The organism is Geobacillus sp. BMUD (assembly GCF_013096845.1).
GTDB lineage: Bacteria > Bacillota > Bacilli > Bacillales > Anoxybacillaceae > Geobacillus > Geobacillus vulcani.
In genome coordinates, this window is sequence record NZ_SDLA01000001.1 from 176,245 (window position 1) to 190,897 (window position 14,653).

Here is a 14,653-nt window from a genome sequence, read left to right on the forward strand (position 1 = left end):
ATCCGCCTCCCCTTTCTCCGGTTGCGATCTATACATAACCGAAGGCAGGAGGAATCAATATGACAGAAAAATGGGAAGAAATCGACCGATACGCCCGGCAATGGATCGACGAAGCAGGAAAGCAAATCCGCGCCTCATTTACGGAGCAGCTGACAGTGGAAGCGAAAGAGACCCCAAACGACTTAGTGACGAACGTTGACCGCGCCATTGAGCAGTTTTTCGCCGAGCACATCCGCCGCCAGTTCCCTAGCCACCGCCTGTTGGGGGAAGAAGGGTTCGGCGATCGGGTCGATGTCTTGGACGGCGTTGTCTGGGTAATTGACCCGATTGACGGCACAATGAATTTCGTTCATCAGCAGCGCCATTTTGCTGTATCGATCGGCATTTTTGAAGATGGTGTCGGGCAGCTCGGCTACGTGTATGACGTCGTGTTTGACGAACTGTATGCGGCGCAAAAAGGGCGAGGGCTGTTTTTGAACGGCGAGCCGCTCGGCCGCCTGCGGCCCGCGCCAGTGGCGGAGTCGATCATCGCCATCAACGGGACATGGCTCATGGAAAACAAGCGTCTCGATCATCGCCCGCTCATGAGGCTGGCGAAAGAGGCGCGCGGCACGCGCTCGTATGGTTCAGCGGCGCTTGAGCTCGCGTATGTGGCCGCCGGCCGTTTGGACGCCTACATTTCGCCGCGCCTGTCGCCATGGGATTTCGCCGGCGGGATGATTTTGATTGAGGAAGCGGGCGGAATGGTGACGACCCTTGACGGGAAGCCGCTGGATCTGCTTGGCTGCAATTCGGTGCTTGCTGCGAAACCCGGAGTGCACGAAGAAATTTTGCGACGCTATCTTCACTGTTGATGAGGCGTGAAATCGCGAAAAGCGGGACAAGCATCCAGCTTGTCCCGCTTTTCAGCGCGTCCGTTTTTTATGAGCGAACCCGGCGCCCATGGCGGCGATGAAGATGAGCGTGGAAGCAGCGATGCCGAGCAAACTTTGCTCGGCGATGAAGACGCCGATCCCCATGATGGCGGCGACGGCAAGAATGGCGAGCAACAGCGGCACAGGTTCGATTCGTTTCATTTCGTTGACTCCTTTCATGCAGAGTGGCGTCTTGTTCTAGTGTACCGGAAAACATGCCGATTTTCTATCGGTTGTGATATAATAGACAAGCAGTTTGCCGAACAGGAGTGACCGACATTGACGCACAGACGAAACGATCTTCGCAACATCGCCATCATCGCCCACGTCGACCATGGGAAAACGACGCTCGTTGACCAACTGCTTCGGCAGTCGGGGACGTTTCGTGAAAACGAACAAGTCGAGGAGCGGGCGCTTGACCGCAATGATTTGGAGCGGGAGCGCGGCATTACGATTTTGGCAAAAAACACCGCTGTCCTGTATAAAGGAACGCGCATCAACATTTTGGATACGCCGGGACACGCTGATTTCGGGGGGGAAGTCGAGCGAATCATGCGCCTTGTCGACGGCGTCTTGCTTGTCGTCGATGCGTATGAAGGCTGCATGCCGCAAACGCGGTTCGTGCTGAAAAAGGCGCTTGAGCAGCAGCTTGTGCCGATTGTCGTCGTCAACAAAATCGACCGCGAATTCGCTCGCCCGGCCGAAGTTGTCGATGAGGTGATCGACCTGTTTATCGAACTGGGCGCTTCCGAGGAGCAGTTGGAGTTTCCGGTTGTATACACATCGGCGTTGCGTGGGACGGCAAGCCTTGACCCAGACCGTCAGGACGGCGATATGACCATCTTGTTTGAAACGATCATCCGCTATATTCCTGCGCCGACGGACAACCGCAATGAACCGTTGCAGTTTCAAGTGGCGCTGCTCGACTATAATGAATACGTGGGGCGCATTGGCGTCGGCCGCATTTTCCGCGGTACGATGAAAACCGGCCAGCAAGTGGCACTGATCAAGCGCGACGGTGCAGTCAAGATGTTTCGTGTCACGAAGCTGTTTGGTTTTATTGGGTTGAAGCGGATTGAGATTGAGGAAGCATACGCTGGCGACATCGTCGCGGTCGCCGGGATGGAGGACATCAATGTTGGTGAAACGGTTTGCCCGCCCGACCACCAAGAGCCGTTGCCGCCGCTTCACATCGATGAGCCGACGTTGAAAATGACGTTTCTCGTCAATAACAGCCCGTTTGCGGGGCGCGAAGGCAAATACGTGACGGCGAGAAAGTTGGAGGAGCGGCTTCGCACCCAGCTAGAGACGGATGTCAGCCTGCGCGTGGAGCCGACCGAGTCGCCGGATGCGTGGGTTGTCTCGGGCCGCGGAGAGCTTCATTTGGCGATTTTGATTGAAAGCATGCGCCGCGAAGGATACGAACTGCAAGTGTCGAAGCCGGAAGTCATTCTAAAAGAGATTGACGGTGTCACGTGCGAGCCGATCGAGCGGGTCGTTATTGACATTCCGGAGGAATATACGGGAGCGATCATGGAGTCGCTTGGCAGCCGCAAGGGCGAGCTCGTCGATATGGTGCACGGCGACAACGGGCAGGTTCGTCTCGTCTTCCTTGTGCCGTCGCGCGGCTTGATCGGTTATCGGAGCGAATTTATGTCGTTGACGCGCGGATATGGAATTTTAAGCCATTCGTTTGATCATTATGCCCCCGTGCAGCCTGGCGCCATCGGCGGCCGCCGCCAAGGGGTGCTCGTCTCGATGGAAACTGGAAAGGCGACGGCTTACAGCATCATGCAGCTTGAGGACCGCGGCACGATTTTTGTTGAGCCGGGCACTGAAGTGTACGAAGGGATGATCGTCGGCGAGCATAACCGCGAAAATGACCTGGTCGTCAACATTTGCCGCGAAAAACATGTGACCAATATGCGTTCGTCGACGAAAGAGCAGACGGTGACGATGAAAAAGCCGCGTCTGTTGACGCTTGAAGAAGCGCTCGAGTATTTGAATGACGACGAATATTGTGAAGTGACACCAACCTCGATCCGGTTGCGCAAAAAAATCTTGAATAAAAGCGAGCGTGAAAAGGCGGAGAAGAAAAAGAAAGCGGTCGAGCAAGCGAAATAGCCGGAAGCGCCATGCGCGCGTCTGGGGGTTGCGAACAATCGAACACGCCTTGGAGAAGGGCGCTATTCGGATGAAGGGGAGGGGAATGGTGTGAATGTGCTCGAACGGCTCACGTTTTTCGCCTCGCTTTATAAGGTGCACGATGATCCTGAGCGCGGTATGTGGCTATTGTATGTGACGGTGCTGTTGCTTGCCGCGCTTGTGTATCGGCTCGGTTTTGCCCGCCGCCTGCCATTGTTGAAAAACGTCATCATTTACGTATTGCTGGCGCTCGGTTGCACGATTTTGACCTTTTTTGCCGTCTTTTTGCCGGTGGCAGAAGGATTGGCCGTCGCCGCCCTCGTATTAATCATTTATAAAGTGCGCTTGAAGCAGGCGAAAGAGGGAGAAAAGTCATGAAATCCGTGCAAGATGCTCTTTATAACTGGCTGACGATCCACATCGTCGCCAAAGCCCGTCCGCACGATGCGGCCGCGTGCGATACGGCTGCGTTTTTCCGCGGCATCTTGGAAAACGACTTTGGTGTGACGGCTGTAGACGCCGTCAAAGATGAAACGAATGGGCAATACATCGTCGAATATGTGCACGGCGGGGAAACAAAGGCGGCGTGTTTCCCGCTTGAGCTCGCTGAGGCGATGTGGCGGCAGATTGAAGCCGAACCGGAAAAGTATGGATGATGACAATCAAAACGGCGCGGAAAAGCGATCGCTCTTCCGCACCGTTTTTTTTTGCGGGATCACCAATCATCGTCTGCGCGGCGGCCGCGATAGAAGCGGAACTTTCCTGTTGCCAGCCGCTGTTTCGTTTTTTCGGTGATGCGGTCATGGCATTCGCGGCACATATACGTGTGGATCGGGCGGTTGCGCAGCCGCTTGGCGAGCGGCGATTCATCGTCGATCGTATCGATTTGGTCGCAAAGCACGCATTTGACTCTCATTGTTCACCTCAATACATCCAAACGCGAAATGGTGGGGTGTTCTCCCGTTCCCATTATACCATATTTCCTGCCAGCATTTGTTGATTCAAATGCCTTTCACTTCCGTTGTCCGCCCCGGGAATGGGTCGCATTTTTCGTTTCATGACACCTTAAAGGGCCGGCGATTTCATGAAAAAGCAACTTCAAGTTGAAAAGCCTTGTAAAATCGGCTCTTCTTTCTCGACGAACTCCATCGATTTGGCAAAAATGCTCGTTTTTCACCGGCCTTTTAAATGTTCGTTCGATTGCTTGTTTTGCTGTTCGTTCAGCTGCCGCTCCTCCCGTTCGTTCAGCTGCCCGTCGTTTTCTTCGGTCGGCTTCGGCGTCGTTTCAAACAAATCGCTCGGCACTTCCGGCATCACTCGTCCGACGATGTCGGCGATTTCGTTCATGAACGCTTGCACCGGCCGCCCCTCATCAATTTGCCGGCCGATGTTGCGCACGCGGGTGTAAAGATCCGGGTCGGCAACAATAATGGCGTTCGCGCCGTACGGATCTTTTTGCAATGCTTCAGCAACGGAATATTTGATGGTGCCGACGCGCGAAGCGTCCAGATTGGCGCCGACGTCAATGCCGACGATGGCATATTTGCCGACGACGAGCGCGGTGGCATTGTGAACGTTTGGAACACGGTCGGCGATTTCCGCCAGCCGGCGGGCGATTTCTTGTCCGGATTTGTTCTCGATATGTTCATCGACCGTATTTTTGACGCGTACGAGCGAACGATTCGTCTCATTTGCTTCACGATCGTTTCCTAACGTACAGCCGCTCAAAAGCAAAAAAGGAAGGAAAAAAGCAGCGAGCCAGCAGTTTCTCTTCATGATGGGCCACCTCGACTTTTTTTCTTTAGTTTGCAAATGTCCTTCTATCTTTATACATGTTTTCATATGTTGTATTACAGCCATTCCCATCCAACGGAAAAACGTGAAAAACTCACATGGGGGGAAGCGGAATTTGGGAAAAAAAATTTACGTGCTCGATACGAATGTACTCTTGCAAGACCCGTATTCGATTTTCGCGTTTGAGGATAATGAGGTCGTCATTCCGGCGGTCGTGCTTGAGGAAGTGGATTCGAAAAAACGTTATATGGATGAAATTGGGAGAAATGCTCGCCAAGTGTCAAAGCTCATCGACCGTCTGCGCGAAAACGGGAAGCTGCATGAAAAAATTCCGCTGGAAAACGGAGGGGCGCTGCGTATCGAATTGAACCATCGTTCGTTTCATCAACTTCAAGAAATTTTTGTCGAAAAAACAAATGACAACCGCATTTTGGCGGTGGCGAAAAATTTATCGCTTGAAGAGCAGGCGAAGGAAGATGGACGCTCCGTCATTTTGGTGAGCAAAGATGCGCTCGTGCGCGTCAAAGCGGATGCCATCGGGCTGCAGGCAGAAGACTTTTTAAGCGACCGCGTCGTCGACGTCGACCATATTTACAGCGGATTTTTGGAGCTGTACATAGGAAAGGACCACCTGCAGCGGTTTTACGACAAAGGGGAGCTTGTGCTTGCTGACATCGCCGATCACCCGTTTTATCCGAACCAGTTCATCATTATGAAAGACGCGTTTGGCAGCTCGGCGTCGGCGATCGGCATCGTCGACCAAAATGGAAAAAAAGTCAAAAAGCTCACCTTTCATCACGAACATATATGGGGCATTCGTCCGCGCAACGTGCAGCAGACGATGGCGTTTGAGCTTCTCATGCGCGACGACATTCCGCTTGTGACGCTAATCGGCAAAGCCGGGACGGGCAAGACGTTGCTTGCCCTTGCCGCCGGGTTGATGCAAACGGAAGATTTCCGCACATACAAAAAATTGCTCGTCGCCCGGCCCATTGTGCCGATGGGGAAAGATCTCGGCTTTCTTCCAGGGGAAAAGGAAGAAAAGCTGCGCCCGTGGATGCAGCCGATTTTTGATAATTTGGAATACTTGTTCAACACAAAAAAACCGGGGGAGCTCGATGCGATTTTAGCCGGTATGAGTTCGATTGAAGTCGAGGCGCTCACGTACATCCGCGGCCGGAGCCTGCCGGAGCAGTTTATCATCATTGATGAGGCGCAAAATTTAACAAAGCATGAAGTGAAGACGATTTTGACGCGCGTCGGGGAGAAAAGCAAAATCATTTTAATGGGTGACCCGGAACAGATCGACCATCCATATTTGGATGAATATAATAACGGGTTGACGTACGTCGTCGAAAAGTTTAAAGACCAAAAAATCGCCGGTCATATCCGGCTTGTCAAAGGAGAGCGTTCGGCGCTCGCCCAGCTTGCCGCGGATTTGTTGTAGCCGGATGTTTGAACCAAAAGACGAATGAGCCGTGCAACACCTGTTGAAAATGTCCAGCCGCCCAACGCCGTTAGTCCAAACGTGTTGGGCGGCCGGTCGAAACACCGGGGCGCTCCTTTGTCGAGAGGCACCTGGTCATCGGACGACAAGCCGGCGCACATGGGTGATTGGCGTTTCACGGTTGGAGCTGTCGCCAAAATAAATGTGCACCGGACCGTCGTCGCGCAACGGTTTTCCGTTTTTGGAAAAAGCGAAAATTAGGTCGTATGCTTTTTCCAGAGGGATCACTGTTTCTCCGTGTTCCGTTTCAATAACAAGTTCAGACGCGTCTTCAAGCGGCTCAGCATTTCGCAAAAACGGGGCAAACGGCATGCCGAATGAGCCAGTGATGATTTTTTCCTTCAAAAAGCGCCGCTCCGTTTTCAACGTCGGCGGAAAAACAGCGCCCTCTTGAATTTCCCGATCCCAAAATGCCGACAGCTTTTTGATTTCCTCGTCCTCCTGCTCCGCTTCCGCCAGCTGTGGAGTCGTTCCCGAGAAATACGCCTCCATGTCCACTTTCCGGTCGTCGAAAATCCAGACGCCGGGATCAAGCGTGATCGTAAACTTCACCTTTCCTGTCAGCACAATAATATCGTTCATGAAACACCTCTCCTCTGCATGTTCCCACCGTTTTTAGTATAATAATAAATAAAGGGCTTGTCATGTTTCAGGCCGGGTTGCTGTCAACGGTTTCAACTTGCAAAATGGCTTGTTTCACGTTAAGATGTAAAGAAGGATAGGGGAGAGAACGGAGGGATCGATGTGACGGATGAATCGATGAGCTATCGGGAGAAGGCGTACGCGCTTTTACAAGCGGATGCAGAGAAAATCATCCAACTCATCCGCGTGCAAATGGACCATTTGACGATGCCGCAATGTCCAGTGTATGAAGAAGTGCTTGATACGCAAATGTTCGGTTTGTCACGGGAAATTGATTTTGCCGTACGCCTCGGGCTTGTGGAGGCGAAAGACGGAAAGGAGCTCCTTGATCGGCTTGAGCGCGAACTTTCCGCGTTGCACGAGGCCGTGGCCAAAAAGCGCGTGCGATAAAGGATATATAAAACAACTCAAACGATTGGTTTCCCGTCGTTTGAGTTTTTCTGTTTTTCGGCAGGAAAACGGCGCGCCGCTGCGAATGGTTTTAAGTACATACATGTTCACAGGGAAGAGGAACGATGGAACGACAATTATGGAAAAAGGTATTGAAGTGCTATGATTATCCGCTGATTGTTGCGGTCATTATGTTGTCGTTGTTCGGGTTGATTATGGTGTACAGCTCGAGCATGGTCACCGCTGTCATCCGCTTTGAAGTGCCAAGCGACTATTTTTACGAACGACAAAAGCTGTGGTTGATTGCCGGATTCATCGCGTTCGCCATTATGATGGCGATTCCGTATAAAGTGTGGCGGGCAGAGCGATGGGTGAAACTCGTCTTTTTTGCTTCTCCATTGATGCTTATCGCCGTGGCCTTTCTCGGCCATACGGCCAACAATGCAACAAGCTGGTTTCGCGTCGGGGCGCTCTCGATCCAACCGGCGGAGCTCGCGAAGCTCGGCCTGATTTTATACTTGGCCGCAGCGTTCGCCAACAAGCGAAAGCGGCTGGCCGAGCCGGTGAAAAGCAATTTGTTCCCTATTTATTATACATTGGCGATTTGTTTCTTGATTGCCATACAGCCTGACTTCGGAACAGCGGCGATTGTGTTTGTCATCGCGATGTGCATCATTGTTTCATCCGGTTTGCGCCTCGTGTTGCTTCTGAAGCAGCTGCTTTTTTTTACATTGATCGGGACGGTGCTGTCACCGTTTTGGCTCCCGGTTGCCGGCAAAAAAATTTTTTCTCCTGAGCGGATATCGCGTCTTTACAGCTTTTTGGATCCCTTTCAATACGCAAACGGCGATGGCTACCAACTCGTCAATTCGTATTTGGCGATTGGGCTTGGCGGGCTGAAAGGAGTGGGGCTTGGCAAAGGCATTCAAAAATACGGCTACCTTCCAGAGTCGCACACCGATTTTATTATGGCGGTCATCGCCGAAGAGCTCGGCTTATTTGGTGTAGCGTTCACGCTTGGATTATTGGCGTTTATCGTGCTGCGCGGGCTTTGGATTGCCCGCCGCTCCCACGATGCGTTTGGGAGCCTGCTTGCGATCGGCATCTCCGTCATGATCGGCTTTCAGACGTTCATTAACGTTGGGGGAGTCGTTGGCCTTATTCCGATTACGGGGGTGCCGTTGCCGCTCGTCAGCTACGGGGGAACGTCGCTTGTCCTGACGATGGCTTCGCTCGGTCTGCTTGTAAACATTTCTATGTTTGCAAAATACGAACAACGGTATAAAAAAGCTGAAAAAACGGTGGTCAGTGGACAGAAAAGAGGTCTGACTTTTTAGAAAGTGTATTTACAAATCGGCAAAACTTTTATACTTTTATTAAATAAAGGAGGAGGGACAGAATGAGGACAAGACGAATTCGCAAAGTGCTGGTAGCCAACCGCGGAGAGATCGCCATTCGCGTGTTCCGCGCCTGCACGGAGCTTGATATCCGCACGGTGGCGATTTATTCAAAGGAAGATGTCGGCTCGTACCACCGCTACAAAGCGGATGAGGCATATTTGGTCGGCGAAGGGAAAAAGCCGATCGAAGCCTACTTGGACATCGAAGGCATCATCGAGATCGCCAAAACTCATGATGTCGATGCCATCCATCCGGGTTATGGGTTTTTGTCGGAAAACATTCAATTTGCCAAACGATGCCGCGAAGAGGGGATTATTTTCATCGGCCCGAACGAAGATCATTTGGATATGTTTGGTGATAAAGTGAAAGCGCGCCATGCGGCCATGAAGGCGGGCATTCCCGTCATTCCAGGCAGCGATGGACCGGTCGGTGGCCTTGAAGACGTTGTCCGCTTTGCCGAGACGCACGGATACCCGATCATCATTAAAGCGGCGCTTGGCGGCGGCGGCCGGGGCATGCGCATCGTCCGCTCGAAGTCGGAAGTAAAGGAAGCGTTTGAGCGGGCCAAGTCGGAAGCGAAAGCAGCGTTTGGCAGCGATGACGTTTATGTTGAAAAGCTGATCGAAAAGCCGAAGCACATTGAAGTGCAAATTTTGGGCGACCACGAAGGAAACATCGTTCACCTTTATGAACGCGACTGCTCGGTGCAGCGCCGCCATCAAAAAGTCGTTGAGGTCGCGCCGAGCGTCTCGTTGTCGGACGAGCTGCGCGAGCGCATTTGCGAGGCGGCGGTGCAGCTGATGAAAAGCGTCGGCTACGTCAACGCCGGCACGGTCGAGTTTCTCGTTTCGGGCGACGAGTTTTATTTCATCGAAGTCAACCCGCGCATTCAAGTTGAGCATACGATCACCGAAATGATCACCGGGATTGACATCGTACAGTCGCAAATTTTAATCGCCGACGGCTTTTCGCTCCACAGCCCGGAAGTCGGCATTCCAAAGCAGGAGGACATCCGCATCAACGGCTATGCCATTCAATCGCGGGTGACGACCGAAGATCCGCTCAACAACTTTATGCCGGATACGGGAAAAATTATGGCGTATCGTTCCGGCGGGGGCTTCGGTGTGCGCTTGGACGCCGGCAATGGCTTCCAAGGGGCGGTCATTACGCCGTATTACGATTCGCTGCTCGTCAAAGTGTCGACATGGGCGTTGACGTTTGAGCAGGCGGCGAGAAAAATGCTGCGCAACTTGCGCGAATTCCGCATTCGCGGCATTAAAACGAACATTCCGTTTTTGGAAAACGTCGTGCAGCATCCGAAGTTTTTGTCCGGGGAATACGATACGTCATTTATCGATACGACGCCGGAATTGTTTGTATTCCCGCGCCGAAAAGACCGCGGGACGAAAATGCTGACGTACATCGGCACCGTGACGGTCAACGGCTTCCCTGGCATCGGCAAAAAGAAAAAGCCGGTGTTTGACAAACCGCGCGTGCCGAAGGTGAGCCAAACGGAGCCGATCCCAGCGGGAACGAAGCAAATTTTGGATGAACGCGGACCTGAAGGGCTTGTTCGCTGGATTCAAGAACAGCCGCGTGTATTGCTCACCGATACGACGTTCCGCGATGCTCATCAGTCGCTGCTCGCGACGCGCGTCCGCACGATCGACTTGTTGCGGATCGCTGAGCCAACGGCGCGTTTGCTGCCCAACTTATTCTCGCTTGAGATGTGGGGCGGGGCGACGTTCGACGTGGCGTATCGTTTTTTGAAAGAAGATCCATGGGATCGGCTGCTCAAGCTGCGCGAGCGCATCCCGAACGTGTTGTTCCAGATGCTGCTCCGCTCGGCCAACGCCGTCGGGTATAAAAACTATCCCGACAACGTCATCCGCGAGTTCGTCGACAAATCAGCGCAGGCCGGCATCGATGTGTTCCGCATTTTCGACAGCCTAAACTGGGTGAAAGGAATGACGGTGGCGATCGATGCCGTCCGGCAAAGCGGCAAAATCGCCGAGGCGGCGATTTGCTATACGGGCGATATTTTGGACCCGAACCGGCCGAAGTACAATTTGGATTATTACAAAGCGTTGGCGAAAGAGCTCGAGCAAGCCGGAGCGCACATTTTAGGCATTAAGGATATGGCTGGCCTTCTGAAGCCGCAGGCGGCGTACGTGCTCATTTCCGCGCTCAAGGAAACGGTCGACATTCCGATCCATTTGCATACGCATGACACGAGCGGCAACGGCATTTATACGTACGCCAAAGCGATCGAAGCCGGCGTCGATATCGTCGATGTCGCCGTCAGCTCGATGGCCGGCTTGACGTCACAGCCGAGCGCCAATACGCTCTACTATGCGCTTGAAGGAACGGAGCGGGCGCCGGAGGTCGATATTTACGGCTTGGAGCAGTTGGCCCGCTATTGGGAAGACGTGCGCAAGTTTTACCAAGAGTTTGAAAGCGGCATGAACGCCCCGCATACGGAAGTATACATGCATGAGATGCCAGGCGGCCAGTACAGCAACCTGCAGCAGCAGGCAAAAGCGGTCGGCCTCGGCGATCGGTGGGATGAAGTGAAAGAAATGTATCGCCGCGTCAACGACTTGTTCGGCGACATCGTCAAAGTGACGCCGTCATCGAAAGTTGTCGGCGATATGGCGCTTTACATGGTGCAAAACAATTTGACGGAGCAAGACATTTTTGAACGCGGCGAAACGCTCAATTTCCCGGACTCGGTCGTTGAGTTTTTCGAAGGCTATTTAGGCCAGCCGCACGGTGGATTCCCGAAAGAGTTGCAGCGCATTATTTTGAAAGGGCGCGAACCGATCACCGTTCGTCCGGGCGAGCTGCTTGAGCCGGTTGATTTCGAGCAAATCAAGCGGGAGCTGTACGACAAACTTGGCCGCGAAGTGACCGACTTTGACGCCATTGCCTATGCGCTTTATCCGAAAGTGTTTTTGGAATATGCCGAAACGGTGGAAAAATACGGCGACATTTCGGTGCTTGATACGCCGACGTTCCTGTATGGCATGCGCCTTGGCGAGGAGATCGAAGTGGAGATCGAGCGCGGCAAAACGCTCATTGTCAAGCTGGTGTCGATCGGCCAGCCGCAGGCGGACGGCACGCGCGTCGTTTACTTCGAGCTGAACGGCCAGCCGCGCGAAGTCATCATCCGCGATGAAAGCATCAAAGCGGCCGTCGCTGAGCGCATCAAGGCCGATCGGACGAATCCGAACCACATTGCCGCAACCATGCCGGGCACGGTGGTGAAAGTGCTCGTGGAGAAAGGGGAAAAAGTCGACAAAGGCGACCATTTAATGGTCACGGAAGCGATGAAGATGGAAACGACGGTGCAGGCGCCGTTTGCCGGCATTGTCAAAGACATTTACGTCAAAAGCGGCGACGCCATTCAAGCGGGGGATTTGCTGATCGAGCTGTCCAAATGAAACGGTCTGTACCGCACAAAAAAGGGATGCCCACGTTTTTGCGGGCATCCCTTTTGGTTTGCGGACCGACGAACGTCATTTCAACGTGGCCGGCGCCGCTTCCCGCGCTGAATGGTCGGCGGCTTTTACCGGCGCGCGGCGGGTGCGGAGCGCCAAAAGCAATAAATAGCTGAGCACACCGAACAGGCAGGAAATGAAAAAGGCATGTGCCAAGGCAATGTATAAATTCAGCTGCGTAAACACGACAAGCGCTCCAGTCGTCATTTGCGCGAGCACGAGAAAAAGGGCGATCAGCCACCCGTAGTAGATGACCGGCTGCTCGCGATAATGGCGCACGGCATGGATCGCGGCGGCGGCGATCCAAATGACGATGACGGCAGCAGCCAACCGATGGCCCATCTGCACCCATTCATGAAATTGAACCGGGAAGATGCGCGTTTTCGCGCACAGCGGCCAGCTCGGACAAGCGAGGCTGGCGTTCGTATGGCGCACCAACGCCCCGGTGTAGACGACGATGTACGAGTAAATGATGATGCCATAAATATGAAACCGCATTTTGCCGTCAAGGGAAAGCGAAGCGGCGGAAAACGTTTTGTCAATTTCAAAAATCAATAGCGTCAACAGCAGCACAGCAGCAAACGAAATGAGCGAAATGCCGAAATGCAAGGCGAGGACGAAATCGGACTGCCCCCACACAACCGCGGCGGCGCCGATCAGCCCTTGCAAGACGAGAAAGACAAACGATAGGACAGCCAAAAACTTCGTTTCCCGCACATGGCCAATGGCTCTCCACGCCCAGATCGAAAGGATGAGCACCATGATGCCGGCAAGCCCGGAGATGAGGCGGTGGCTCAACTCAATGACGAGTTCGGGTGTGATGTGGTCAGGCACCCATTGGCCGTTGCACAGCGGCCATGATCGGCCGCACCCCATGCCGGAGCCGGTTTTGGTCACGAGCGCCCCGCCGATCAGGACAAACAGCATCGCCAACGTGGTTGCCGAGGCAAACCATTTCAGTGAACGTTGCAAAATCTTCACCTTCTTGTATTGAGAAATTGGGATTTTGTCCATATTAGTAAAGTGATGGATTTTATTGCAGCCAACCGTGCTGCTAAGCCAAATCTATTTTACACGATGGCGGCCGGAAACACAAAATGGCGTTTGCATATTGAATAAGTCGATTAAGTTTGCTAGAAATATTAATGGGACGGGCGGATAAGCCGGTCGGCGTGTACGGATTCAAAAATTTGACACAAAATTTGACACAAATTATTCAAAAAAAATTCACATGATGAGAAAAAAATGTGATTTAATATAAAGAGGAAACAGCCCGTTTTTACTATTTGGCGTTGGAAAGAATTTCAGGCAACATCACGGCGCCGGCCGGGCAAGGAGCGGCGCAGCGAGGAGGAACAGGAGACATGGCCGATTTGAAAGCGGTGCATCAAGCCGCAGCCGATGCGGGGCATCGTCCGCAGGCGAGCGTGAAGGCGATATGGAAAGAGCTGTCGTCTGTTATCAAAATCGGAATCGTCAATTCGAATTTAATTACGACATTCGCCGGAATGTGGCTGGCGTTTTATTTTACCGGGGAGCACTTTTTGGAAAACTTGCATCTTGTCTTTTTCACGCTGTTTGGAGCGGCGCTTGTCATTGCTGGCTCATGCGCCATCAACAACTATATTGACCGCGACATCGACCAATATATGGAGCGGACGAAAGTGCGCCCGACCGTCACCGGGACAATGGATCCACGGCGGGTGCTTTGGCTTGGGGCGGCGCTTGTCGTGATCGGTGAGATGAGCCTGCTTATGACAACGGTTACGGCTGCAGTCGTCGGATTGATCGGTGTGGTGACGTATGTCTTCTTATACACGCTTTGGACGAAGCGCCATTATACGATCAACACCGTTGTCGGCAGCATTTCCGGCGCTGTGCCGCCGGTCATCGGCTGGACGGCGGTCGACCCGGATTTTCATGTTGTTCCGCTTATTTTATTTTTAATTATGTTCTTATGGCAGCCGCCGCACTTTTTGGCGTTGGCCATGAGGCGGTGTGAGGAATACCGAGCTGCCGGCATCCCGATGCTGCCGGTTGTCCATGGGTTTGCCATGACGAAGCGGCAAATTATTGTTTGGGTGGCATGTTTGCTGCCGTTGCCGTTTTACTTGTTTTCGCTCGGTGTGCCGTTTTTAACGGTAGCCACGTTGCTCAATGTCGGGTGGCTGCTGTTGGGATTGGTGGGCTTGAAAATGAAAGATGACCTCAAATGGGCGAAGTGGATGTTCGTCTATTCGCTCAACTATTTGACGATTTTGTTCGTGGCGATGGTCATCGCGACGCTTTGGTGAATTAAGATAAAATTCTTTCTTTAGTGAAAGAATTTATATACATTTATCCATCAAAGAAAGAGGGGTT

General features: G+C 52.9%; 14 protein-coding genes. 9 read left to right on the plus strand and 5 right to left on the minus strand.

Annotation, left to right across the window (positions count from 1 at the left end):
* The first annotated feature begins 59 nt into the window (after nucleotides 1-59).
* The gene (locus ETC05_RS00840; RefSeq protein WP_031410575.1) at nucleotides 60-854 is read left to right on the plus strand and encodes an inositol monophosphatase family protein; all 795 of its coding nucleotides are present in this window, start codon (nucleotides 60-62) and stop codon (nucleotides 852-854) included.
* Nucleotides 855-905: 51 nt separating this feature from the next.
* Here ETC05_RS00840 and ETC05_RS00845 read toward each other — a convergent pair whose 3' ends face one another.
* A complete protein-coding gene (locus ETC05_RS00845; protein ID WP_162176100.1) occupies nucleotides 906-1,076 on the minus strand; it encodes a DUF5325 family protein in 171 nt (56 codons plus the stop codon).
* Nucleotides 1,077-1,193: 117 nt separating this feature from the next.
* Between ETC05_RS00845 and typA the strand changes: the two genes are divergently transcribed.
* The 3 genes from typA to ETC05_RS00860 all read left to right on the plus strand — a co-directional run bounded on the left by typA (nucleotide 1,194) and on the right by ETC05_RS00860 (nucleotide 3,715).
* Nucleotides 1,194-3,038: a translational GTPase TypA gene (gene typA, locus ETC05_RS00850; protein ID WP_031410574.1), complete on the plus strand. Its 1,845-nt coding sequence runs from the start codon at nucleotides 1,194-1,196 to the stop codon at nucleotides 3,036-3,038.
* A gap of 90 nt (nucleotides 3,039-3,128) precedes the next feature.
* Entirely contained in the window at nucleotides 3,129-3,437 is a 309-nt protein-coding gene (locus tag ETC05_RS00855) for a YlaH-like family protein (RefSeq protein ID WP_031410573.1), read from the plus strand.
* A complete protein-coding gene (locus ETC05_RS00860) occupies nucleotides 3,434-3,715 on the plus strand; it encodes a hypothetical protein (RefSeq protein ID WP_031410572.1) in 282 nt (93 codons plus the stop codon). Before ETC05_RS00855 ends, ETC05_RS00860 begins: the two co-directional genes overlap by 4 nt.
* Nucleotides 3,716-3,774: 59 nt before the next feature.
* Here the strand turns inward: ETC05_RS00860 and ETC05_RS00865 are convergent, their stop codons facing one another.
* Together ETC05_RS00865 and ETC05_RS00870 are read right to left on the minus strand one after the other, a co-directional pair.
* Nucleotides 3,775-3,975 carry a YlaI family protein gene (locus ETC05_RS00865; RefSeq protein ID WP_013145887.1) on the minus strand — a complete coding sequence of 67 codons (201 nt, stop codon included), beginning with the start codon at nucleotides 3,973-3,975 and terminating at the stop codon, nucleotides 3,775-3,777.
* 257 nt (nucleotides 3,976-4,232) lie between these two features.
* Nucleotides 4,233-4,835: a YhcN/YlaJ family sporulation lipoprotein gene (locus ETC05_RS00870; protein ID WP_031410571.1), complete on the minus strand. Its 603-nt coding sequence runs from the start codon at nucleotides 4,833-4,835 to the stop codon at nucleotides 4,233-4,235.
* A 133-nt stretch (nucleotides 4,836-4,968) separates the two neighbouring features.
* Between ETC05_RS00870 and ETC05_RS00875 the strand changes: the two genes are divergently transcribed.
* Nucleotides 4,969-6,300, plus strand: coding sequence for a PhoH family protein (locus ETC05_RS00875; protein WP_031410570.1), 1,332 nt, complete (start codon nucleotides 4,969-4,971; stop codon nucleotides 6,298-6,300).
* Between the two features lie 135 nt (nucleotides 6,301-6,435).
* Here the strand turns inward: ETC05_RS00875 and ETC05_RS00880 are convergent, their stop codons facing one another.
* Nucleotides 6,436-6,942, minus strand: a complete 507-nt coding sequence (locus ETC05_RS00880; RefSeq protein WP_031410569.1) for a molybdopterin-binding protein — start codon at nucleotides 6,940-6,942, stop codon at nucleotides 6,436-6,438.
* Nucleotides 6,943-7,104: 162 nt separating this feature from the next.
* Between ETC05_RS00880 and ETC05_RS00885 the strand changes: the two genes are divergently transcribed.
* The 3 genes from ETC05_RS00885 to pyc all read left to right on the plus strand — a co-directional run bounded on the left by ETC05_RS00885 (nucleotide 7,105) and on the right by pyc (nucleotide 12,235).
* A complete protein-coding gene (locus ETC05_RS00885; protein WP_031410568.1) occupies nucleotides 7,105-7,392 on the plus strand; it encodes an Fpa/YlaN family protein in 288 nt (95 codons plus the stop codon).
* Nucleotides 7,393-7,517: 125 nt separating this feature from the next.
* Complete coding sequence (ftsW, locus tag ETC05_RS00890; protein WP_031410567.1) at nucleotides 7,518-8,729, plus strand: putative lipid II flippase FtsW; 1,212 nt, start codon at nucleotides 7,518-7,520, stop codon at nucleotides 8,727-8,729.
* A gap of 62 nt (nucleotides 8,730-8,791) precedes the next feature.
* Entirely contained in the window at nucleotides 8,792-12,235 is a 3,444-nt protein-coding gene (gene pyc / locus ETC05_RS00895) for a pyruvate carboxylase (protein ID WP_031410566.1), read from the plus strand.
* A gap of 75 nt (nucleotides 12,236-12,310) precedes the next feature.
* Here the strand turns inward: pyc and ETC05_RS00900 are convergent, their stop codons facing one another.
* Nucleotides 12,311-13,264 (minus strand): COX15/CtaA family protein, encoded by a 954-nt coding sequence (locus tag ETC05_RS00900; RefSeq protein WP_171660178.1) that lies wholly within the window; start codon nucleotides 13,262-13,264, stop codon nucleotides 12,311-12,313.
* Between the two features lie 392 nt (nucleotides 13,265-13,656).
* On the opposite strand from ETC05_RS00900, the gene cyoE reads away from it, so the two are divergent.
* A complete protein-coding gene (gene cyoE, locus ETC05_RS00905; RefSeq protein WP_031410564.1) occupies nucleotides 13,657-14,586 on the plus strand; it encodes a heme o synthase in 930 nt (309 codons plus the stop codon).
* Nucleotides 14,587-14,653: the final 67 nt, after the last annotated feature.